A 21,628-nucleotide genomic window follows, 5' to 3' on the forward strand; every position below is an offset into this window, starting at 1 on the left:
CGCTGCAGCGCCTGGCGTTGCAGCGGCCTTCTGACGTCCTGTGGCGCTCAGTAGCTCAGCGTCATCTGGTCCACCACATTGCGCACGCCGGGGGTGCGCCAGGCCGAGTTGGTGGCGTCCTCGCGCTCGGTCCAGTTGTGCACCGTGCCCGACAGCGTCACATCCTGCCCTTCGACCGTGACCGAGATCCTGCTGCCTTCGGCCACTGCGGTGCGCCACAGCGCGGCCTCGATGTCGGCCTGGATCGCGGAGGCCGATAGGGCGGGCTGGAGGTGGATCTGGTTGCGCACACCGCGCACACCCCACATGTGGCGCACGCAGTCTGCGGCGGCGAGCTTCTGGTACTGCCAGTCGACATTGCCCGAGAGCGTGACCCAGCCGTCCTCGACCATCACCTGCACCGCCTTGTCGGGCAGCGCGGACGTCCACGCCAGCACGCTCTGGACCGAGCCGGCGATGTCGGCGTCGGTGCGCTGGTTCGGACCCGACAGCTTGACCGTCAGATCGACGGCCAGGGCCTGCACGCCCGGGACGCGCTGCGCCGCGCGTTCGGCGTTCCATTTCTCCGCATAGGAGTCGACCTCGCCGGCCAGGGTCACGACCCCGTCCTTGACTTCGACACCGACGTGGGCGGCGTGCACCGCCGGTTCCCAGAGAAGTTCGGCGTTGACGTCCTGCTGCAATTGCTGATCTGTTTTCATGATGGGTATTCCAAAGGTGTAAGGGGGTTGCGGGGACAGACGGGGTTGAAGTCAGAGGACAAGGTTCATGCGATCGACCACCTTGTGGACGCCGGCACTGCCCCACGCGGAACGCGTCGCCAGCTCGCGCTCGGACCAGCTGTGCACCGGGCCGGTGAGGGTCACGTCACCGCCCTGCACGTCCACGGCGATGTTCATCCCGTCGGTGGTGGCGCGGCGGCGCAGGGCGACCTCGATGTCCGACTTGATCGCGCTGGCCGACACGGTGGGCTGGATGGCGATCTGGTTGCTCACGCCGGTGACACCCGGCAGGCTGTGCACGGCGTCGGCAGCACTCTGGCGCTGGTATTGCCAGGGCAGCACCCCGGAGAGCGTGATCCAGCCGTTCTCGACCAGCACCTTCACGGCGCCCGGGGGCAGCAGGCTGTTCCAGTTCAGGATGTGCTGCGCCGACTGGGCGATGTCGGCGTCGGTGCGATGGCCGAGCGCGGAGAGCTTGACCTTCATCTCGACGGCCAGCGCACGAACGCCCTGCACGCGTTGCGCGGCGCGCTCGGCGTTCCATTTCTCGTAGTAGCTGCTGACCTCACCGGACAGCGTCACCACGCCGTCGGCGACCTCGACGCCGATCTGCGCCGCGTGCACCGAGGGCTCCCACTGGAGTTCGGCGGTCACGTCCTGTTTGAGTTGCGAGTCTGATTTCATGGTCCTGGATCCGATGGGTGAAGGAGCGCGAAGATTGCGCGGTGCGGCGGGGGTGGTCTGTGCGACAGCCAACGCACGCCGGCGCACTTGGTGCGCTACCGCACAGCGCCGTTGAAACGGTCTGCCTACGCTGGTGGCTCCCGCTCCCGGCCACTGGCCTCCCCTCTCCAAAGCGAACCCCATGACCAACGCCGCACCGCCATCCTGGTGGCGCGCGCACCGCTGGCAGATGCTGCTGGCGCTGTGCCTGCTGACCGCGGCCGCCGTGCTGGCGACGCGCTGGTGGCGCGGCACGCCCGTCGCAACGGAGGCCGTGCTGCGGCGCGACTTCGTGCAGACCGTGGTCGCCAGCGGCCACGTCGAAGCGCCGCACCGGATCTCTGTGGGTGTGCAGGTCACCGGCACGGTGCTGCGCATTCCCGTCGCCGAGGGCCAGCTGGTGCAGGCCGGCGCGGTGCTGCTGGAACTCGACGCCGCCGAGCTCCGGGCCACGGGTCTGCAGGCCGGGCTGGCGGTCGTGCAGGCCCAAGCCAGGCTGCGCCAGCTGGAGGAAGTACAAGGCCCGGTCGCGGTGCAGACACTGCGGCAGGCTCTGGCCCAGCGCGACAACGTGCGCGCCACGCTGGTCCGCAACGAGCGCCTGCTGGCGCAAGGCTTCATCGGCCAGGCGGCGCTGGACGACACGCGCAAGGCGGTGGCGCTGGCCGAGGCCCAGGTGCAGGCGGCGAGCGCGCAGCTGGTCACCACGCAGGGCCGCGGCAGCGACCGGGCGCTGGCGCAGGCCACGGTGGCAGGCGCACGCGCCGGTGCCCAGGCGGCGCGCGCCCGCGTGGGCTACGCCACCGTGACCGCACCGGCCGCCGGCACGCTGATCGCGCGCAGCGTCGAGGTCGGCGACGTGGTGCAACCGGGCAAGGTGCTGATGACGCTCTCACCCGCAGGCAGCACCCAGCTGGTGGTGGCGATCGACGAGAAGAACCTGGCGCTGCTGGCGCTGGGCCAGCCGGCGCTGGCCTCGGCCGACGCCTACCCGGCGCAGCGCTTCGGGGCCACGCTGGCCTTCGTCAATCCCGGCGTGAACGCGGGAACCGGCGCGGTCGAGGTCAAGCTCGATGTCGCGCAGCCGCCGGCCGTGCTGACGCAGGACATGACGGTGTCGGTGGACATCGAGGTCGCCCGCCGCGCCCAGGCGCTGGTGGTCCCGCTGTCCGCCGTGCACGATGCGGACGGCGCGCCCTGGGTCCTGCGTCTCGAAGGCCGGCACGCGGTGCGCCGGCCGGTGCAGCTGGGCCTGCGCGGTGGCGGCCTGGCCGAGGTGACCGGCGGGCTGGCCGAAGGCGAGGTGGTGCTGAGCGGCAGCGCAACGGTCGTGTCCGGCGCACGGGTGCGGCCCGCACCCGCGGCGGCCACGCCACCTTGAGACCGCTGGGACCCACGATGTTCAAGACCTGGTGGCCCTTTGAATGGATCGTTGCCCTGCGCTTTCTGCGCGAGGGCCGGTTGCAGACCATGTTCATCGTGGCGGGCGTGGCGCTGGGGGTGGGTGTGATCGTGTTCATGTCGGCGCTGATGACCGGCCTGCAGATGAACTTCATCGCCCGCGTGCTGTCAGCGCAGGGGCACATCCAGCTGCTGCCGCCCAGGGAGCTCGCCCGTCCGCTGCGCGGCGGTACCGACGCGCCCGCGGGATCGCTCGAAGGCGCCATCGTGCAGGCGCCGCTGCAGCGCCTCAAATCGATCGACCAGTGGCAGGCGGTCGCCGCGCAGATCCGCCGCATGCCCGAGGTCCTGATGGTGTCGCCGCTGGCCGGCGGTTCGGCGCTGGTGGTGCGCGGCAGCGCCAGCCGCGCTGTCACGGTCTCGGGCATCGACCCGGCGCTGTACTACCCGGTCGTGGACCTGCCGGGAAAGATCGCACGCGGCACGTCCGCGCTCGGCGGCAGCGACATCCTGATCGGCACCGAGCTGGCGACCGACCTGGGCGTGAACGTGGGTGACAAGCTGCGCCTGAGCACCGTCGCCGCCGGCACCGGTGACGCCGACAGCACGCTCACGGTCGCCGGGATCTTCGACCTGGGCAACAAGGGTGCCAACGCGCGCAGCACCTTCGTCGCGCTGCGCACGGCCCAGAGCCTGCTGGCACTGCCCGGCGGCGTGACCAGCCTGGACGTGACGGTGCGCGATGTCTACGCGGCCGAGGTGGTGGCACAGCGCATCACCGCAGCCACCGGGGTGCAGGCCGACAGCTGGATCAAGAACAACGCCGAACTGTTCACCGCCATTGCAGCCCAGAGCACCTCGAACAACGCGATTCGCTTCTTCGTCGGCCTGTCGGTGGCGTTCGGCATCGCCAGCGTGCTGGCCGTGGTGGTGGTGCAGAAGTCGCGCGAGATCGGCATCCTGCGCGCGATGGGCATCTCGCAGGGCCAGGTCATGCGCGTGTTCCTGCTGCAGGGCGGGCTGCTCGCACTGGCCGGATCGATGGCCGGCAGCGCGCTCGGCGCGGGCGTGCTGACCCTGTGGCAGCGCTCGGCTCACACCGCCGACGGCACGCCGCTGTTCGCGCTGGTGCTGGCACCCTCGCTGTTCGCCGAGGCGCTGGCGCTGGCGACGGTCACCGGGCTGCTGGCCGCGCTGGCGCCGGCGCGGCGCGCGGCCCGTCTCGATCCGGTGGTGGCGATCCGTGGCTGATGCCGTCGCCGTGCCGGTCGTCGTGCAGTTGCAGGGCGTGCACAAGGCCTACAACGTCGGCACCGACATCGAGACCGAGGTGCTGCACGGCATCGACCTGACGGTGCACCGTGGCGAGTTCTGCGCCGTGGTCGGTCCCTCGGGCTCGGGCAAGAGCACGCTGCTGAACATCATCGGGCTGCTGGACCGGCCGACCTCGGGCACGGTCGAGGTCAGCGGCGAGCAGACCACCGGCCTGGGCGACCGCGCGCTGACCCGGCTGCGCGGGCACAACATCGGCTTCGTCTTCCAGTCCCACCACCTCATCACCGCCTTCACCGCGCTGGAGAACGTGATGATGCCGATGCTCGGGGCCGAAGGGTTTCCCAGCGCCGCGATGCGCACCCGGGCCGAGTCGCTGATCGACAGCGTCGGTCTCACCACCTGGAAGGACCGCAACGCCGGCCGTCTCAGCGGCGGCCAGCAGCAGCGGGTCGCGATCGCGCGGGCGCTGGCAATGGGCCCTGCCCTGCTGCTGGCCGACGAGCCCACCGGCAACCTCGACACCCAGAGCGCCGACGAGGTGTTCGCGCTGCTGCGGCGCTTCAACACCGAGCACGGCACCACCGTGCTCTTCGTGACCCACAACGTGGCGATGTCCGAGCGCTGCGACCGGACCATCGAAGTGGTCGACGGCCGGTTGACGGCCTGAAGCCGCCGAAGGACGATCAGCCATGCACCACCCGCTCACCCAGGGCTTCAGCCGTTTCCTGCACCGCCGCCGCGCGAAGCGCCACTTCGAGCGCCGGCCGCTGCTGAACAACCTGGTCGACGCGCACGCGGCCACAGCCCGGGCCGGCGGAGCCCCTGCGCCCGCGCTCGGCCAGGCCCTGCTCGCGGCCGCGCACGATGAGCCCGCCGCGGCGCTGGCGCGACTGCGGTCGCAGGCCGACGGGCTGGAGGCCGACGAAGCAGCGCGCCGCCTGGCGCAGGACGGCCCCAACGAGATCCAGCACGAGGCCCCGCTGCCGGGCTGGCTGCGGCTGTGGCGCTGCTACCTGAACCCGTTCAACCTGCTGCTGACGGCGCTGGCACTGCTGTCGTTCTTCAGCGGCGATGCCAAGGCCACGGTGGTGATCGCCACCATGGTGGCGCTGAGCACCGGCATCCGCTTCGTGCAGGAAGGCCGCTCGCACCGGGCCGCCGAGGGTCTGCGCGCCCTGGTCAGCAACACGGCCAGCGTGCTGCGGCGCGCCAGCGGCAGTGGTCCGGCCGCGCCGCAGGAAATCGCGGTCCGCGAACTGGTCGCGGGCGATGTGGTCGCGCTCTCGGCCGGCGACATGATCCCGGCAGACTGCCGGCTGCTCACGGCGCGCGACCTGTTCGTGGCTCAGGCGGCGATGACGGGCGAATCGCTGCCGGTCGAGAAGTTCGTGCCGGCGGTCACCGGCAGCAGCGCACTCGAATTGCCCAACCTGCTGTTCATGGGCACCAACGTGGTGTCTGGCACGGCCACGGCGCTGGTGGTGTCCACCGGTGCACGCAGCTACTTCGGTACGCTGGCGGCGCACGCGACTGCGACCGAGACCGCACCCAATGCCTTCCAGGCCGGCGTCAACAGCGTGAGCTGGCTGCTGATCCGCTTCGCCGCGGTGATGGTGCCGATCGTGTTCCTGGTCAACGGCCTCACCAAGGGCGACTGGCTCGAAGCCTTCCTGTTCGCGCTGTCGGTTGCGGTCGGCCTCACGCCCGAGATGCTGCCGATGATCGTGACCAGCACGCTGGCCAAGGGCGCGGTGCTGCTCTCGCGCAAGAAGGTGGTGGTCAAGCGGCTGGACGCGATCCAGAACTTCGGCGCCATGGACATCCTGTGCACCGACAAGACCGGCACGCTCACGCAGGATCGGATCGCCCTGGCCCGCCACGCCGATGCCTGGGGCGCGGACACGGACGAGGTGCTGAACTTCGCCTACCTCAACAGCCACTACCAGACCGGCCTGAAGAACCTGCTGGACCACGCTGTGCTCGATCACGTCGAGCTGGCCGCGGAGCTCAAGCTCAAGGACGCCTACCGCAAGGTCGACGAGATCCCGTTCGACTTCGAGCGGCGCCGCATGTCGGTGGTGGTCGCGGTGCTGGAAAACGGGCAGGACCGGCACCACGAGCTGATCTGCAAGGGCGCGGTCGAAGAAGTGCTGGCGGCATGCACGGCGGTGCGCACCCAGGAACCCGTCGACGCCAGCCTCGACGGCGCACGCGCCATGCCCACGCAGCCGCTGGACGCTGCCCTGCGCGCGCAGACGCAGGCGGTCACCGCCGCACTCAATGCGGAGGGTCTGCGCGTGGTGGCGGTGGCGGTGAAGACCCTGCCGCCGGACCAGACCACCTATTCGGTGGCCGACGAGGCCGGCCTCACGCTGATCGGCTACATCGGCTTTCTCGATCCGCCCAAGGAGTCGGCCGCGCCGGCGCTGCGGCAGCTGGCCGCGCACGGCATCCGCATGAAGGTGCTGACCGGCGACAACCCCGCCGTGACCCTGCACGTGTGCCGGCAGGTGGGTCTGCCGGCCGATCAGGTGCTGCTGGGCAGCGAGGTCGAGGCAATGGACGACGCCGCGCTGCAGGCCGCCGCCGAATCGCACACCCTGTTCGCCAAGCTCGCACCGCTGCACAAGGAGCGCATCGTGCGCGCGCTGCGCGCCGGCGGTCACGTGGTCGGCTACATGGGCGACGGCATCAACGACGCGCCCGCCCTGCGCGCGGCCGACATCGGCATCTCGGTGGACAGCGCGGTCGACATCGCCAAGGAAGCGGCCGACATCATCCTGCTGGAAAAGAGCCTGCTGGTGCTGGACGATGGCGTGGTCGAAGGCCGCACCACCTTCTGCAACATGCTCAAGTACATCCGCATGACAGCCAGCAGCAACTTCGGCAACGTGCTGAGCGTGCTGGTGGCCAGCGCCTTCCTGCCGTTCCTGCCCATGCTGCCCCTGCAGCTGCTGGTGCAGAACCTGCTCTACGACGTGGCCCAGACCGGCATTCCCTTCGACCACGTCGACGCCGAACTGGTGGCCCGGCCGCTGCAGTGGCACCCGTCGGACATCGGCCGCTTCATGCTGTTCTTCGGGCCGATCAGCTCGCTGTTCGACATCGCGACGTTCGCCACCATGTGGTGGGTGTTCGACGCCAGCAGCATGGCGCGCCAGGGCCTGTTCCAGTCGGGCTGGTTCGTGGTCGGTCTGCTGACGCAGACGCTGGTGGTGCACATGCTGCGCACGCCGAAGCTGCCTTTTGTGCAGAGCCGCGCGGCGATGCCGCTGACGGTGATGACGCTGGCGATCGTGGCGCTGGGGATATGGCTTCCGATGGGACCGCTGGCGGACTACTTCCGGCTGCAGGCGCTGCCGCCGGCCTACTTCGGCTGGCTGCTGGCGATCCTGCTGGGCTATGCGGCGCTGACCACGGTGATGAAGCGGGTCTACATCCGCCGGTACGGTTGGCAGTGACGACGCGCGGCCAGGATCACCACTCGGCGAAGCTGCCGTCGGCGTGGCGCCAGACCGGGTTGCGCCAGCGGTGGCCTTCGGCCGCGCGCTCGCGCACATAGGCCTCGTTGACCTCGATGCCCAGACCGGGACCGGTCGGAATCTTCACCATGCCGTCTTCGTAGGCGAACACCCCGGGGTTGCTCACGTAGTCCAGCAGGTCGTTGGCCGCGTTGTAGTGGATGCCCAGGCTCTGCTCCTGGATGAAGGCGTTGTAGCAACCGGCGTCGATCTGCAGGTTGGCCGCCAGAGCAATGGGACCCAGCGGGCAGTGCAGTGCCAGCGCCACGTCGTAGGCCTCGGCCATCGCCGCGATCTTGCGCGTTTCGGTGATGCCGCCGGCGTGCGAAGGGTCGGGCTGGATGATGTCCACATAGCCCTCGGACAGGATGCGCTTGAAGTCCCAGCGCGAGTACAGCCGTTCGCCGAGCGCGATCGGCATGGTCGCCACGTGGGCCAGTTCCTTCAGCGCCTCGTGGTGTTCGCTGAGCACCGGCTCCTCGACGAACATCAGCTTGTAGGGCTCCAGTTCGCGCAGCAGCACCTTGGCCATGGGTTTGTGCACCCGGCCATGGAAGTCGACGCCGATGCCGACGTTGGGCCCGACCGCCTCGCGCACCGCCGCCACGTTGGCCAGGCAGCGCTCGACCTTGTCGTGGCTGTCGATGAACTGCAGCTCTTCGGTCCCGTTCATCTTGACCGCGGTGAAGCCACGCGCCACCGCCGCCTGCGCGGCGGCCGCCGTGTCGGCCGGCCGGTCGCCACCGATCCAGCTGTAGACGCGGATGCAGTCGCGCACCTGTCCGCCCAGCAGTTCGGACACCGGCACACCCAGCGCCTTGCCCTTGATGTCCCACAGCGCCTGGTCGATGCCGGCAATGGCGCTCATGTGGATGCCGCCGCCCCGGTAGAAGCCGCCGCGGTACATCACCGTCCAGTGGTCCTCGATCTGGCGCGGGTCCTTGCCGACGAGGTAGTCCGACAGTTCCTCCACCATGGCCGCCACCGTGTGGGCGCGGCCTTCGAGCACCGGCTCACCCCAGCCGCAGATGCCCTCATCGGTCTCGATCTTGAGGAAGCACCAGCGGGGCGGAACGATGAAGGTGGAGAGGCGTGTGATCTTCATGGGGAGCAATGCGGTGGGCGATGGTTCAGTGGTCGCTGCGCGAGGCCTGCCAGGCCAGGACAAACGCGGCGGCGCGGCGGGACACCACGTCGGCGCTGTCGCCCGCGCGGTACAGCGCGGAGCCCAGCCCGAAGCCCGAGGCGCCGGCCGCGAGGTAGGAAGCCAGACTGTCGGGTGTGATGCCGCCGACCGGCACGATGGCCACCGGCGGCGTCAGCACCGCGCGCCAGGCCTTCAGCCCCATCGGGCCCAGCGTCTCGGCAGGGAACATCTTGAGCACATCGGCGCCCGCCGCCAGCGCCGCGAAGGCTTCGGTCGGCGTGGCCACGCCGGGCGCGCAGGCCAGGCCGGTCGCCTTGGCGGCGCCGATGACCTCCGGGTCGCCATGCGGCATCACGACCAGCTGGCCGCCGGCGCGGGCGATCTCGACGCAGGACTCGGGCCGCAGCACGGTGCCGGCACCGACCAGCGTGTCGTCCGGCAGGGCATCGCGCAACGCGCGGATGCTGCGCAGCGGGTCGGGCGAATTCAGCGGTACCTCGATCAGGCGGATGCCGGCCGCGTGCAGCGCGAGGCCGATCCCGGCCGCTTCTTCGGGACGAACCCCGCGCAGGATGGCGATCAGCCCGCGCTCGGACAGGGTCTGGCGAAACAGGTGGGGAAGGTTCATCGGCGGAGGGGTTCGTTCGGGATGTTCGTTGAGAGGGTCGGTCAGTGGGTCCGGACCAGGCCAGCCGCCTGCCCGATGCGCCAGAGGCCCAGCGGGGTGACGCCGGCGCGGATGTCCGGCGGCGGCAGGCCCCGGGCTTCCAGCGCCGTCGCATAACGCAGGCACAGCACCGCCTCGCCACACAACACCACTGGCAGCCCGGCACCGACTACCGGTGCCAGCGCCGCCACTTCGTGACCGATCAGCAGGCCCGAGAGGTAGTCGGGCTGAGCCTCGCCGGCCAGCTGCCGGGTGAGGCCCAGGGTGCGCACGCTGAAGACCGTCGACAGCACGCCCATCGCCCCCAGCTCGGATTGCGCCACCCGCAGGCCACGCCCGAACGCGGATTCGTCGTGCGGCGAACCGAGCACCATGGTGCGGCCCAGGATGGTGTGCTGCGACAGCGCGGCATAGACCTCGCCGGTCATGAAGGTCTCGAAGCGCACGACGGCGCCGTCCTCCACCCAGGCCCACTTGGTGTGCGTGCCCGGCAGCCCGACCAGCAGCCGCTCCGGCAACCGGCCTTCGTCGGCCAGGCTCTGCAGCACGCCGGCGATCTGGGTCTCTTCGCCGCGCATCACATTGGGCAGTTCGCCGGCCTGCAGCAGACCCGGCACCACGTGCAGCGGCTGGCCGCCCGGGCGCTCGATCACGGTCAGCGCCGTGGCCAGTTCACTGGCGCGGGCCGGCAACGGCTGGTAACGCGCCTCGCGCCAGCCCTGCGCGCTGCCGACCATGCCGCAAGCGATCATCGGCGTGTGCGGATGGGCCGCCAGCCAGTCACCACACAGCCCTTGCAGCACGGCCTCGAAAGCCGCCGACGGTGTGTCGATACCGGGGCCCGTGGGCAGATTCATCACGCCGTGCTCGCTGCGCCGCGTGTCCAGCACCACGCCGCCCTCGCCCAGGGCGTAGGCGCGCAACGAGCTGGTGCCCCAGTCCAACGCCAGCAGCGCAGGGTCTTCGCGCATTCAGGTTCTCCAGCGCAAGACCAGAGGGTCCAGGCGGCGCGCGATATCGATCAGGCCGCGCCGCAATTCGGGGTGCATGGGCGGGAACGGGTGGCGCCCGGCCTCGCAGGCGATCACTCCGCCTTCCTTCATCAGCGCCTTGGCGGTCAGGATGCCGCCCTGGCGGTTCTCGTGGTTGATGAGTGGCAGCCAGCGCTGGTAGAGCTCGAAGGCGCGGTTGACGTGGCCGCTGCGGTGCGCTTCAAGGATGGGGCGGATGCCGTCGGGGAAGCCGCCGCCGGTCATCGCGCCGGTCGCGCCCGCATCGAGATCGGCCAGCAGGGTGATCGCCTCTTCGCCGTCCCACGGCCCCTCGATCGCATCGCCGCCCAGCCGGATCAGCTCGCGCAGTTTGGACGCCGCGCCCGGCACCTCGATCTTGAAATACGCGAGGTGTTCGATTTCCTGCGCCATGCGGGCCAGGAAGGGTGCGGACAGCACCGTGCCGCTCGCTGGCGCGTCCTGCACCATGATCGGAATGCCGATGGCGTCGGACAAGCGCGCGTAGAACTCGAAGATCTGCGCCTCGGGCACGCGGAAGGTGGCGCCGTGGTAGGGCGGCATCACCATCACCATCGCGGCGCCCATGTCCTGCGCGCGGCGGCTGCGTTCGGCGCAGACGCGGGTGCCGTAGTGCGTGGTGGTCACGATCACGGGCACGCGGCCGGCCACGTGTTCAAGGCAGGTGCGGGTGAGGATTTCGCGCTCGTCGTCCGACAGCGAGAACTGCTCGGAGAAGTTGGCCAGGATGCACAGGCCGTCGACGCCGGCGTCGATCATGAAATCGAGGCAGCGCTTCTGGCTTTCCAGGTCGAGCTCGCCGGATTCGGTGAAGGTGGTGGGCACCACCGGGAAGATGCCGCGGTAACGCGGCGGACGTGCGGAAGCGGTCATGGTGATCTCAATGCGAATGGCGGGGCACGGCCGAGCCGCGGCAGCCGACGAGGAATTCGAAGTCGCAGCCCTGGTCGGCCTGCAGCACGTGGTTGACGTACAGGTGCTGGTAGCCGCCGCGCATCGCGTGCGCGGGCGGCTTCACGACGGCCAGGCGCGCGGCCAGCTCCTCGTCGCTGATGTCCAGGTGCAGGCGGCCGGTCGTGCAGTCGAGTTCGATGAAGTCACCGTCGCGCACGGCGGCCAGCGGGCCACCGGCCGCCGCCTCGGGCGCCACGTGCAGCACCACGGTGCCGTAGGCGGTGCCGCTCATGCGCGCGTCGGAGATGCGCACCATGTCCTTGATGCCCTTGCGCAGCAGCTTGGGCGGCAGGCCCATGTTGCCGACCTCGGCCATCCCGGGATAGCCCATGGGGCCGCAGTTCTTGAGCACCATCACGCAGGTCTCGTCGATGTCCAGGTCTTCGTCGACGATGCGCTCCTTGTAATGCTCCAGGGTCTCGAACACCACGGCGCGGCCGCGGTGCTTGAGCAGGTGGGGCGACGCGGCCGAGGGCTTGAGCACGGCGCCGCGCGGCGCCAGGTTGCCGCGCAGCACGCAGATGCCACCGTCGGGCACCAGCGGGTTGTCGAGCGGGCGGATCACTTCGTCGTTGTACTGCGGCGCCTCGCGCACGTTGTCCCACAGGCTCTTGCCGTTGACGGTGAGCGCACCGGGATGCGGCAGCAGGTTCGCTTCACCCAGACGGCGCAGCACGGCCGGAAGGCCACCGGCGTAATAGAACTCCTCCATCAGGAAGCGGCCCGAGGGCTGCAGGTCGACCACGGTCGGCGTGCCCTTGCCGATGCGCGTCCAGTCGTCCAGCTCCAGGTTCACGCCCACGCGCCCGGCGATGGCCTTGAGGTGGATCACCGCGTTGGTCGAGCCGCCGATGGCGGCGTTGGTGCGGATCGCGTTTTCAAACGCCTCGCGCGTGAGGATCTTGGACAGCCGCAGGTCTTCGTGCGCCATCTGCACGATGCGCTGGCCCGACATATGGGCCAGCACATAGCGGCGCGCGTCGACCGCCGGGATCGCGGCGTTGTGCGGCAGCGAGGTGCCCAGCGCTTCGGCCATGCAGGCCATGGTCGAGGCCGTGCCCATGGTGTTGCAGGTGCCGGCCGAGCGCGACATGCCGCCCTCGGCCGCCAGGAACTGGTGCATGTTGATCTCGCCGGCCTTCAGCGATTCGTGCAGCTGCCACACCGCCGTTCCCGAGCCGATGTTCTTGCCTTCGAGCTTGCCGTTGAGCATGGGCCCACCGGTGACCACGATCGCCGGCACGTCACAGCTGGCCGCACCCATCAGCAGCGCAGGCGTGGTCTTGTCGCAGCCCACCAGCAGCACCACCGCGTCGATGGGGTTGCCGCGGATCGCTTCCTCGACGTCCATCGACGCCAGGTTGCGCGTGAGCATCGCGGTCGGCCGCAGGTTGGACTCGCCGTTGGAGAACACCGGGAACTCGACCGGGTAGCCACCCGCTTCGAGCACGCCCTTCTTGACGTGTTCGGCCAGCTTGCGAAAGTGCGCGTTGCACGGCGTCAGCTCGGACCAGGTGTTGCAGATGCCGATGATCGGGCGGCCGTCGAACGCGTGGTCCGGGATGCCCTGGTTCTTCATCCAGCTGCGGTACATGAAGCCGTTCTTGTCGGCGCTGCCGAACCACTGGGTGGAGCGCAGCTTGCGGGGGGTGTCGGACATGGTGGGTGTGGCGGTGTGGGTTGGCGGTGTCGGGAAGGTCAGGCGCCCGGGCGGCGGACCATGAGCCGCTGCAACAGGCAGAACAGGAACAGCAGCAGACCGACGACGATGCGCGTCCACCAGGAGCTGAGCGTGCCGTCGAAGGTGATCAGGGTCTGGATCAGGCCCAGGGTGAGCACGCCGAACAGCGTGCCGAAGACATAGCCCACGCCGCCGGTCAGCAGCGTGCCGCCGATGACCACGGCGGCGATGGCGTCGAGCTCCATGCCGACGGCGTGCAGGCCGTAGCCCGAGAGCATGTAGAAGGTGAAGACCACGCCGCCCAGGGCTGCGCACAGGCCGGAGATGGCGTAGACGCCCACCACCGTGCGGCGCACCGGCAGGCCCATCAGGACGGCCGAGTGTTCGCTGCCGCCGATGGCATAGACCGTGCGGCCGAAAGCGGTGCCGTGTGCCACGAACAGGGCCACCAGCAGGCAGGCCAGCGCGATCATCGCGCCCAGGCTGAGCGTGACGCCGTCGGCCAGCTCCAGCCGGCGGTAGGCCAGCTCGGAATAGGCCTCGTTGCCGATGCTGATCGAGTCGATGCTGATGAGGTAGCACAGGCCGCGCGCCAGGAACATGCCGGCCAGCGTGACGATGAAGGGCTGCAGCCGGAAGCGCTCGATCAGGAAGCCCATGAAGGCACCGAAACCCATGCCCATGACCAGCACCAGGCCGATCGCGGGCAGTGGCGACCAGCCGTGGTGCTCCACCAGCGAGGCCAGCACCATGGTCGAGAGCGCCACCACCGATCCCACCGACAGGTCGATGCCGCCGCTGAGGATCACGAAGCTCATGCCGATCGCGACGATCAGCAGGAAGGCGTTGTCGATCAGCAGGTTGAGGAACACCTGGGGCGAGAAGAACCCGGTGTAGCGCCAGGCACCGGCCAGCACCATCAGCAGGAACAGCGCGATGGTGGCCACCAGCGGCAGGAAGCGCAGGTCCAGCCGCGACAGGGTTGTTGGCTTGTGCGTCATGCGCCGGCCCCCCGCACGGGCGGGCGCTGGGCCAGCGCCCAGAGCTGGGCGCGGAACTCCGGCGACTGCAGCAGCATCACCACGAACACCACCGCGGCCTTGACCACCAGGTTGATCTCGGGCGGCACCCCCAGCGAATAGATCGCATAGGTGAGCGTCTGGATGATGAGCGCGCCGATCAGGGTCCCGGCCAGGCTGAAGCGGCCACCGGCCAGCGACGTGCCGCCCAGCGTGACCGCCAGGATGGCGTCCAGCTCCATCAGCTGGCCGGCGTTGTTGCCGTCGGCGCTCTTGACGTTGGAGCTGATCAGCAGACCCGCCACTCCGGCGCAGAAGCCGCAGAACACGTAAGCGGCGGCGGTGAGCAGGCGCGAGCGGATGCCGGCCACCCGCGCGGCCGAGGGGTTGACGCCCACCGCCTGCACGAACAGGCCCAGCGGCGTGCGGTAGAGCAGCAGCGCCAGCAGGGCCATCACCCCGACCCAGACGAACAGCGAGAACGGCAGGCCCAGCAGGTGTCCGCCACCGATGAAGAAATACGGCTGGTAGTAGACCGTGATGATCTGGCCGTCGGTGATGAGCTGGGCCACACCGCGCCCCGCCACCATCAGGATCAGGGTCGCAATGATCGGCTGCATGCCGATGCCCGCCACCAGCAGACCGTTCCACACGCCGCACAGCGTGGCCACGGCCAGTGCGCCGGCCACGGCCACGCCCATCGGCAGCCGCGTGGTGGCGCCATCGACCGAGCCGCCGATCATCCAGGCGGCGACCGCCGCCGAGATGGCGACCACGGCACCGACGGAAATGTCGATGCCGCGCATCGCGATCACCAGCGTCATGCCCAGCGACACCAGGATCAGCGGTGCCGCGCGGTTGAGGATGTCGATCAGGCTGCCGTAAAGATGGCCGTCGCGCCACTCGATGTGCAGGAAGCGCTCGTTGGCGACCACGTTGACCAGCAGCAGCAGGACCAGCGTGACCAGCGGCCAGGTGAGGCGATGGCCCAGCCAAACCTGCAGTCGGGAGGGAGTGTCAGGCATGCTCGTTCGCAATCATTTCGTACACGGCGTCTTCGCTGCTGCCGGCGGGCAGCTCGCCGATCGGTCGCCGGTCTCGCAGCACCAGGATGCGGTGCGACACCCGGACCACCTCGCTCATTTCGGACGAGATGAAGACCACCGCCATGCCCTGTGCCGCCAGGCGCAGGATCTGGTCCATGATTTCCTGCTTGGCCGCCACGTCGATGCCGCGCGTGGGCTCGTCCAGGATCAGCAGGCGCGGCGCGGTCGCCAGCCAGCGGGCGATGATGACCTTCTGCTGGTTGCCGCCGGAGAGCAGGCCCACCGGTGTCTCGGGGCCCGGCGTGCGGATGCCCAGCAGCGCGATGTAGCGCTCGGCCATCTCGCGCTGCTCGGCCAGCGACAGGGGCTGGCCCATGCCGCGCATGGCCTGCAGCGCAATGGCAATGTTTTCGCGCACCGAGAGGTCGGCAAAGATGCCTTCGGTCTTGCGCTCTTCGGGGCACATCGCCAGGCCGTGGGCGATGGCGTCGACCGGGTTGGAAAATCGCATGACCTCGCCCTGCACCCGCAGCACGCCGGCGTCGGGCCGGTCCAGGCCGAACAGCAGCCGCGCCAGCTCGGTGCGCCCCGCGCCCAGCAGGCCGGCGATGCCCAGCACCTCGCCCGGGCGGATCGCCAGGTCGGTCGGCTGGATGCTGCCCGTGCGGCCCAGGCCTTCGGCCTGCAGCAGCGCAGGCGCCTGTTCGCCGCCGGCAGCCCCGGCGGTCGGGCCGGCCGATGCGGGCCCCAGCTCGCGGCCCACCATCGCTTCGATCAGCGCCTGTGCCGGCAGCTCCGGCGTCGGCCATTCCCCGATCCAGCGGCCGTTGCGCAGCACCGTGATGCGGTCGGCCAGCGCGTAGACCTGGTCCAGGAAGTGGGTGACAAACAGGATCGCCAGGCCTTCGTCGCGCAGCCGGCGCAGCACCTCGAACAGGCCCTGCACTTCGTCGTCGTCGAGGCTGGAGGTCGGCTCGTCAAGGATCAGCACGCGCGCATCGATGCCCAGTGCGCGCGCGATCGCCACCAGCTGCTGGATCGCCACCGGGTACTCCGACAGCCGCCGCGTCACGTCGATGTCCAGGCCCACACGGGCCAGCAGGCGCTGCGCCTGTTCGCGGGTCGCGGCCCAGTCGATGCGGCCGCCTTGCCACCAGCCGTGGCGCGGATAGCGCCCCGCAAAGATGTTCTCGGCCACCGTGAGGTTGGGGCAGAGGTTGACCTCCTGGTACACGGTGCTGATGCCCTGCTGCTGGGACTGCAGCGGCGAACCGGGCCAGCCCGATCGGTCGCCCAGCCGCATCTCGCCCGCGGTGGGTGCCACCACGCCGGTGAGCACCTTGATCAGGGTGGACTTGCCCGCCCCGTTCTGCCCCATCAGCGCATGCACCTCGCCGGAAAACAGGCGCAGTCCGACGTCCTGCAGCACGGTGGAACGGCCAAAGCGCATGCCCACGCCCGACAGCTCCAGCAGCGGTGACGACGATGGCGCGGTCATGCCTTGTTCTTGTTGTAGACGTCGACGAACACGGCGGCCAGCAGCACCAGGCCCTTGATGACCTGCTGGTAGTCGATGCCGACCCCCATGATCGACATGCCGTTGTTCATCACGCCCATGATGAAGGCGCCGATCACCGAGCCCATCACCTTGCCCACGCCACCGGAGGCCGAGGCACCGCCGATGAAGCAGGCCGCGATCACATCCAGCTCGAAGCCCAGGCCGGCCTTGGGCGTGGCGGTGTTCAGTCGCGCCGCGAAGATCAGACCCGCCAGTGCGGCCAGCACGCCCATGTTCACGAAGGTGTAGAAGCTCAGCCGCTCGGTCTTGATGCCCGAGAGCTTGGCGGCCTTCTCGTTGCCGCCCAGCGCATAGATGCGCCGGCCCAGCACGGTGCGCGCGGTGACGAAATCGAAGGCCACGATCAGCAGCGCCATCACGATCAGCACATTGGGCAGGCCCTTGTACGAGGCCATCATGTAGCTGAAGAAGACCAGCAGGCCGGCGAACACGGCCAGCTTGATCGCGAACAGCGCCAGCGGTTCGGTGTCGATGCCGTGCCGCAGCTGGTTGCGGCGCGCGCGCAGCGTGGACAGGGCCAGCAGCACCGCCGCCACCACGCCGATCAGGAGCGAGGTCAGGCGCAGGCCCTCTTCGCTGAACAGGTCGGGAATGAAGCCTGAGCTCAGCTTCTGGAACGACTCGGGGAAGGGGCCGACCGACTGTCCCTGCAGCAGCGCCAGCGCCAGGCCCTTGAACACCAGCATGCCCGCCAGCGTGACGATGAACGAGGGGATGCGGAAGAAAGCGACGAACCAGCCCTGCGCGGCGCCAATCACCGCGCCTGTGACCAGGCACACCAGCGTGGCCGGCACGAAGTGCCATTCGTAGTTGACCATCAGCACCGCCGCCAGCGCGCCGATGAAACCGCACACGGAGCCGACCGAGAGGTCGATGTGACCGGCCACGATGACCAGCAGCATGCCCAGCGCCATGATGATGATGTAGCTGTTCTGCAGCACCAGGTTGGTCAGGTTCAGCGGCTGCATCAGCGTGCCGTCGGTCATGACCTGGAAGAAGGCCATGATCGCGACCAGCGAGATCAGCATCCCGTATTCGCGGAAGTTGTGCTTGAGGAAATCCAGGGCCGGGCGGCCGGGGGCCGAAGCGGCGGTGGTGGGGGCGGTGGTGGGCTGGTCCATGGGGTCAGTGACTGGTGACGATCGCGCGCATGATCTTTTCCTGCGAGGCCTCGGCGACCGGCATCTCGGCGACGAAGCGGCCTTCGTTCATGACGTAGATGCGGTCGGACAGGCCCAGCAGTTCGGGCATTTCGGAAGAGATCACGATCACGCATTTCCCTTCGGCGGCGAGCTGGGCGATCAGGGTGTAGATCTCGTACTTGGCGCCCACGTCGATGCCGCGCGTGGGCTCGTCGAGGATGAGCACCTCGGGGTTGGTGAACAGCCACTTGCTGAGCACCACCTTCTGCTGGTTGCCGCCCGAGAGGTTGACGGTCTTCTGGTTCACGCCGGCGCTGCGGATGCGCAGCTTCTCGCGGTAGCCCTGTGCCACGCCGTACTCGCGACCGTCGTCGATCACGCCGGCGCGCGAGACGGCGCCCAGGTTGGCCAGCGAGGTGTTGAACTGGATGTCTTCGGCCAGCACCAGGCCGTTGCCCTTGCGGTCTTCGGTGACGTAGGCCAGGCCGTGGGCCACCGCCTTGCCGACCGTGCCGACGTCGATGGGTTTTCCGTGCAACCGGACCTCGCCGCTGATGCGCTGGCCCCAGGCGCGACCAAAGACGCTCATCGCGAACTCGGTGCGGCCCGCGCCCATCAGGCCGGCGATGCCGACGATCTCGCCGCGCCGCACGTGCAGGTCCACGCCCTTGATCACCTCGCGGTCGGCGTGCTGCGGGTGGTGCACGCGCCAGTTCGTCACTTCGAACACGGTCCCGCCGATGTCGGGCGTGCGCGGCGGGTAGCGGTCGGCCATCTCGCGCCCGACCATGGCGCGGATCACGCGGTCCTCGCTGACCGTCTCGTCGCGGCACTCGATGGTCTCGACGGTGGATCCGTCGCGCAGGATGGTCACGGCGTCGGCCACGCGCGCGATCTCGTTGAGCTTGTGCGAGATCAGGATGCAGGTGATGCCCTGCCCCTTGAGTTCGAGCAGCAGGTCCAGCAGGGCCTGGCTGTCGTTTTCGTTCAGGCTGGCGGTGGGTTCGTCCAGGATCAGCAGCCTGACCTGCTTGGACAGCGCCTTGGCGATTTCCACCAGCTGCTGCTTGCCGACGCCCATGTTGGTGATCAGCGTCGAGGGTGATTCCCTGAGACCGACCTTGCGCAGCAATTCCTGCGTCTGGCGGTGGGCCGCCATCCAGTCGATCACGCCGCGGTTCGCGACCTCGTTGCCCAGGAACACGTTTTCGGTGATCGACAGCAGCGGCACCAGCGCCAGCTCCTGGTGGATGATGATGATGCCCAGCTGCTCGCTGTCGTGGATGCCCTTGAACTGGCGCTCCTGGCCGTCGAACAGGATTTCGCCGGTGTAGCTGCCGGCGGGATACACGCCAGAGAGCACCTTCATCAGCGTGGACTTGCCGGCGCCGTTTTCGCCCACGAGCGCGTGGATCTCGCCGGCGCGCACGCGCAGGTTCACCTGGTCGAGGGCGACGACGCCAGGAAAGGTCTTGCGGATGGACCGCATCTCCAGAAGGGTTTGCAAAGCGGAATCCTCGGTGCACAGCGCGCCGGAGCCATCGGACGATGACCCCGGCGGGAACGGCTTACTTGACCTGCGATTCCTTGTAGTAGCCGCTGTCGACCAGCACCTTCTTCCAGTTGTTCGCGTCGACCGGCACCGGCTTGAGCAGGTAGCTGGGCACCACCTTCACGCCGTTGTTGTAGGTCTTGGTGTCGTTGATCTCGGGCTGCTTGCCCGAGAGCATCGCGTCGACCATGTTGGCCGTGACCTTGGCCAGCTCACGCGTGTCCTTGAAGATGGTCGAGTACTGCTCGCCCTTGAGGATGGACTTGACCGACGGCACCTCGGCATCCTGACCCGAGACCACCGGGCAGGGTTGCTGCGCGGTGCAGTAGCCAACGCCCTTGAGCGAGGACAGGATGCCGATCGACAGGCCGTCGTACGGGCTCAGCACCGCGTGCACCTTGTCCTTGCCGTAGAAGGCCGACAGCAGGTTGTCCATGCGGGCCTGCGCCACGGCGCCGTCCCAGCGCAGCGTGCCAACCTTGTCCATGCCCATCTGCTTGCTGCGCACCACCAGCTTGCCGCTGTCGATGTAGGGCTTGAGCACGCTCATGGCGCCGTCGTAGAAGAAGAAGGCGTTGTTGTCGTCGGGCGAGCCGCCGAACAGTTCGATGTTGAACGGGCCCTTGCCGGCCTTCAGGCCCAGCTTGTCGACGATCGAGGTAGCCTGCTGCACACCAACCTGGAAGTTGTCGAAGGTGGCGTAGTAGTCGACGTTCTTGCTGCCCTTGATCAGGCGGTCGTAGGCGATGACCTTGACACCCTTGTCGGCCGCATTCTGCAGCGCCTTGGACAGCGTGGTGCCGTCGATCGAGGCGATCACCAGCACCTTCACGCCCTTGGTGATCATGTTCTCGACCTGCGCCAGCTGGTTCGGAATGTCGTCGTCGGCGTACTGCAGGTCGGTCTTGTAGCCGCGGTCCTTCAGGACCTTGACCATGTTGTCGCCGTCGGCGATCCAGCGGGCGGACGATTTGGTCGGCATCGAGATGCCGATGGTGCCCTTGTCCTGCGCCTGGGCGCCGGTGGCGAAGGTGAAGAAGGTCAGCGCCAGGGCGCCCAGCAGGTGGCGGCGGTTCGGTGTGTTCAAGTGTGTCTCCGGTGGATGGTCGCCGCGCGCTCCTGCGCGCGGCTGCCTGTTGTTGTTGGGAATCGTTGGTGGGTCGGTGGCTCAGTACTTGCGCTTGGGGAACTCCTGTGCGGCGGTTTCCATCGGGAAGATGCCTTCCTGGGTCACGATGCGCTTGGGCACCGGCTTGCCGGCCTTGACGTCCTTGACGATCTGCATGAGCTGCGGACCCAGCAGCGGGCTGCACTCGACGCTGACGTTCATCTTGCCGGCGATCATGGCTTCGAAGGCGCCCTTGACCGCGTCCACCGAAATGATGGTGATGTCCTTGGCGGGCTTGAGACCGGCCTCCTCGATGGCCTGGATGGCGCCGATGGCCATGTCGTCGTTGTGCGCGTACAGCACGTTGATGTTCTTGCCCTCGGCCTTCAGGAAGGCTTCCATGACTTCCTTGCCCTTGGCGCGGGTGAAGTCACCGGTCTGCGAGCGCACGATCTTGAACTTCGGGTCGGCTTTGATGATTTCCTCGAAGCCCTTCTTGCGATCGATGGCGGGCGCGGAGCCCACGGTGCCCTGCAGCTCGACGATGTTGACGGTGCCGCTCTGGCCCTTCGTCTTCTCGACCAGCCAGCGCCCGGCCTTGCGGCCTTCTTCCACGAAGTCGGAGCCCAGGAAGGACACGTACAGCGAGTCGTCCTTGACGTTGACCGAGCGGTCGGTGAGCACCACCGGAATCTTGGCGGCCTTGGCCTCGCGCAGCACCATTTCCCAGCCAGACTCCACCACCGGCGAGAAGGCGATCACGTCGACCTTCTGCGCGATGAAGCTGCGGATGGCCTTGATCTGGTTCTCCTGCTTCTGCTGGGCGTCGGAGAACTTCAGGTCGATGCCGGCATCCTTGGCCGAGGCCTTGACCGACTCGGTGTTGGCGGTGCGCCATTCGCTCTCGGCGCCGACCTGGCTGAACCCCAGCACGATGGGTTTCTGGGCGAACGAAGTGGCCGGCAGCAAAACGGCCAGGGAAGCGGTCGCCAGGGTGGCGACCAGGGTGCGGCGCTGAATGCGTTTCATGGTGTCTGTCTCCTGTTTGTGGTGATGAAAT

Annotated in this window: 18 protein-coding genes; 4 read left to right on the forward strand and 14 right to left on the reverse strand. The window is 68.7% G+C overall.

What is annotated here, in order from left to right:
* Positions 1–47: 47 nt before the first annotated feature.
* Positions 48–701 carry a BON domain-containing protein gene (locus ACLIJ1_RS14910; RefSeq protein WP_411366321.1) on the reverse strand — a complete coding sequence of 218 codons (654 nt, stop codon included), beginning with the start codon at positions 699–701 and terminating at the stop codon, positions 48–50.
* Between the two features lie 51 nt (positions 702–752).
* The gene (locus tag ACLIJ1_RS14915) at positions 753–1,406 is read right to left on the reverse strand and encodes a BON domain-containing protein (protein WP_411366322.1); all 654 of its coding nucleotides are present in this window, start codon (positions 1,404–1,406) and stop codon (positions 753–755) included.
* Positions 1,407–1,587: 181 nt separating this feature from the next.
* Here ACLIJ1_RS14915 and ACLIJ1_RS14920 point away from each other — a divergent pair, with 181 nt between their 5' ends.
* From ACLIJ1_RS14920 to mgtA, 4 genes are read left to right on the forward strand one after another with little or no spacing between them, the layout of a single operon-like run.
* A complete protein-coding gene (locus ACLIJ1_RS14920) occupies positions 1,588–2,826 on the forward strand; it encodes an efflux RND transporter periplasmic adaptor subunit (protein WP_411366323.1) in 1,239 nt (412 codons plus the stop codon).
* Positions 2,827–2,843: 17 nt separating this feature from the next.
* Positions 2,844–4,097 (forward strand): ABC transporter permease, encoded by a 1,254-nt coding sequence (locus tag ACLIJ1_RS14925; protein ID WP_411366324.1) that lies wholly within the window; start codon positions 2,844–2,846, stop codon positions 4,095–4,097.
* Entirely contained in the window at positions 4,090–4,788 is a 699-nt protein-coding gene (locus ACLIJ1_RS14930; RefSeq protein ID WP_411366325.1) for an ABC transporter ATP-binding protein, read from the forward strand. Before ACLIJ1_RS14925 ends, ACLIJ1_RS14930 begins: the two co-directional genes overlap by 8 nt.
* A gap of 22 nt (positions 4,789–4,810) precedes the next feature.
* Positions 4,811–7,582 carry a magnesium-translocating P-type ATPase gene (gene mgtA, locus ACLIJ1_RS14935; protein ID WP_411366326.1) on the forward strand — a complete coding sequence of 924 codons (2,772 nt, stop codon included), beginning with the start codon at positions 4,811–4,813 and terminating at the stop codon, positions 7,580–7,582.
* Between the two features lie 16 nt (positions 7,583–7,598).
* On the opposite strand, the gene dgoD is transcribed toward mgtA, so the two are convergent.
* The 12 genes from dgoD to ACLIJ1_RS14995 form a co-directional block, all read right to left on the reverse strand.
* Positions 7,599–8,747, reverse strand: a complete 1,149-nt coding sequence (gene dgoD / locus ACLIJ1_RS14940; RefSeq protein ID WP_411366327.1) for a galactonate dehydratase — start codon at positions 8,745–8,747, stop codon at positions 7,599–7,601.
* A 25-nt stretch (positions 8,748–8,772) separates the two neighbouring features.
* On the reverse strand, positions 8,773–9,417 hold the full coding sequence (locus ACLIJ1_RS14945; protein ID WP_411366328.1) for a 2-dehydro-3-deoxy-6-phosphogalactonate aldolase: 645 nt from the start codon (positions 9,415–9,417) through the stop codon (positions 8,773–8,775).
* Between the two features lie 41 nt (positions 9,418–9,458).
* A complete protein-coding gene (locus ACLIJ1_RS14950; RefSeq protein ID WP_411366329.1) occupies positions 9,459–10,427 on the reverse strand; it encodes a 2-dehydro-3-deoxygalactonokinase in 969 nt (322 codons plus the stop codon).
* Positions 10,428–11,360 carry a dihydrodipicolinate synthase family protein gene (locus tag ACLIJ1_RS14955; RefSeq protein WP_411366330.1) on the reverse strand — a complete coding sequence of 311 codons (933 nt, stop codon included), beginning with the start codon at positions 11,358–11,360 and terminating at the stop codon, positions 10,428–10,430.
* A gap of 7 nt (positions 11,361–11,367) precedes the next feature.
* Positions 11,368–13,101, reverse strand: coding sequence for an IlvD/Edd family dehydratase (locus ACLIJ1_RS14960; protein ID WP_411366331.1), 1,734 nt, complete (start codon positions 13,099–13,101; stop codon positions 11,368–11,370).
* A 38-nt stretch (positions 13,102–13,139) separates the two neighbouring features.
* Positions 13,140–14,123 carry a galactofuranose ABC transporter, permease protein YjfF gene (gene yjfF, locus ACLIJ1_RS14965; protein WP_411366332.1) on the reverse strand — a complete coding sequence of 328 codons (984 nt, stop codon included), beginning with the start codon at positions 14,121–14,123 and terminating at the stop codon, positions 13,140–13,142.
* The gene (locus ACLIJ1_RS14970) at positions 14,120–15,166 is read right to left on the reverse strand and encodes an ABC transporter permease (protein WP_411366333.1); all 1,047 of its coding nucleotides are present in this window, start codon (positions 15,164–15,166) and stop codon (positions 14,120–14,122) included. The genes yjfF and ACLIJ1_RS14970 overlap by 4 nt, the downstream gene beginning before the upstream one ends.
* Positions 15,159–16,685 carry a sugar ABC transporter ATP-binding protein gene (locus ACLIJ1_RS14975; RefSeq protein ID WP_411366334.1) on the reverse strand — a complete coding sequence of 509 codons (1,527 nt, stop codon included), beginning with the start codon at positions 16,683–16,685 and terminating at the stop codon, positions 15,159–15,161. Before ACLIJ1_RS14975 ends, ACLIJ1_RS14970 begins: the two co-directional genes overlap by 8 nt.
* The gene (gene mmsB / locus ACLIJ1_RS14980; RefSeq protein WP_411366335.1) at positions 16,682–17,887 is read right to left on the reverse strand and encodes a multiple monosaccharide ABC transporter permease; all 1,206 of its coding nucleotides are present in this window, start codon (positions 17,885–17,887) and stop codon (positions 16,682–16,684) included. Before mmsB ends, ACLIJ1_RS14975 begins: the two co-directional genes overlap by 4 nt.
* Positions 17,888–17,891: 4 nt before the next feature.
* Entirely contained in the window at positions 17,892–19,397 is a 1,506-nt protein-coding gene (gene mmsA / locus ACLIJ1_RS14985; protein WP_411366406.1) for a multiple monosaccharide ABC transporter ATP-binding protein, read from the reverse strand.
* Between the two features lie 79 nt (positions 19,398–19,476).
* Positions 19,477–20,523 (reverse strand): multiple monosaccharide ABC transporter substrate-binding protein, encoded by a 1,047-nt coding sequence (chvE, locus tag ACLIJ1_RS14990; protein ID WP_411366407.1) that lies wholly within the window; start codon positions 20,521–20,523, stop codon positions 19,477–19,479.
* A 105-nt stretch (positions 20,524–20,628) separates the two neighbouring features.
* Positions 20,629–21,597: an ABC transporter substrate-binding protein gene (locus tag ACLIJ1_RS14995; RefSeq protein WP_411366336.1), complete on the reverse strand. Its 969-nt coding sequence runs from the start codon at positions 21,595–21,597 to the stop codon at positions 20,629–20,631.
* Positions 21,598–21,628 lie beyond the last annotated feature (31 nt).

The sequence above is a fragment of the Hydrogenophaga sp. RWCD_12 genome (assembly GCF_046604225.1).
GTDB lineage: Bacteria > Pseudomonadota > Gammaproteobacteria > Burkholderiales > Burkholderiaceae_C > Hydrogenophaga.

Coding starts and splice junctions, on each gene's coding strand:
- ACLIJ1_RS14910 (WP_411366321.1), bottom strand. CDS start 701: ATGAAAACAGATCAGCAATTGCAGCAGGACGTCAACGCCGAACTTCTC.
- ACLIJ1_RS14915 (WP_411366322.1), bottom strand. CDS start 1,406: ATGAAATCAGACTCGCAACTCAAACAGGACGTGACCGCCGAACTCCAG.
- ACLIJ1_RS14920 (WP_411366323.1), top strand. CDS start 1,588: ATGACCAACGCCGCACCGCCATCCTGGTGGCGCGCGCACCGCTGGCAG.
- ACLIJ1_RS14925 (WP_411366324.1), top strand. CDS start 2,844: ATGTTCAAGACCTGGTGGCCCTTTGAATGGATCGTTGCCCTGCGCTTT.
- mgtA (WP_411366326.1), top strand. CDS start 4,811: ATGCACCACCCGCTCACCCAGGGCTTCAGCCGTTTCCTGCACCGCCGC.
- dgoD (WP_411366327.1), bottom strand. CDS start 8,747: ATGAAGATCACACGCCTCTCCACCTTCATCGTTCCGCCCCGCTGGTGC.
- ACLIJ1_RS14945 (WP_411366328.1), bottom strand. CDS start 9,417: ATGAACCTTCCCCACCTGTTTCGCCAGACCCTGTCCGAGCGCGGGCTG.
- ACLIJ1_RS14950 (WP_411366329.1), bottom strand. CDS start 10,427: ATGCGCGAAGACCCTGCGCTGCTGGCGTTGGACTGGGGCACCAGCTCG.
- ACLIJ1_RS14955 (WP_411366330.1), bottom strand. CDS start 11,360: ATGACCGCTTCCGCACGTCCGCCGCGTTACCGCGGCATCTTCCCGGTG.
- ACLIJ1_RS14960 (WP_411366331.1), bottom strand. CDS start 13,101: ATGTCCGACACCCCCCGCAAGCTGCGCTCCACCCAGTGGTTCGGCAGC.
- yjfF (WP_411366332.1), bottom strand. CDS start 14,123: ATGACGCACAAGCCAACAACCCTGTCGCGGCTGGACCTGCGCTTCCTG.
- ACLIJ1_RS14970 (WP_411366333.1), bottom strand. CDS start 15,166: ATGCCTGACACTCCCTCCCGACTGCAGGTTTGGCTGGGCCATCGCCTC.
- ACLIJ1_RS14975 (WP_411366334.1), bottom strand. CDS start 16,685: ATGACCGCGCCATCGTCGTCACCGCTGCTGGAGCTGTCGGGCGTGGGC.
- mmsB (WP_411366335.1), bottom strand. CDS start 17,887: ATGGACCAGCCCACCACCGCCCCCACCACCGCCGCTTCGGCCCCCGGC.
- mmsA (WP_411366406.1), bottom strand. CDS start 19,397: ATGCGGTCCATCCGCAAGACCTTTCCTGGCGTCGTCGCCCTCGACCAG.
- ACLIJ1_RS14995 (WP_411366336.1), bottom strand. CDS start 21,597: ATGAAACGCATTCAGCGCCGCACCCTGGTCGCCACCCTGGCGACCGCT.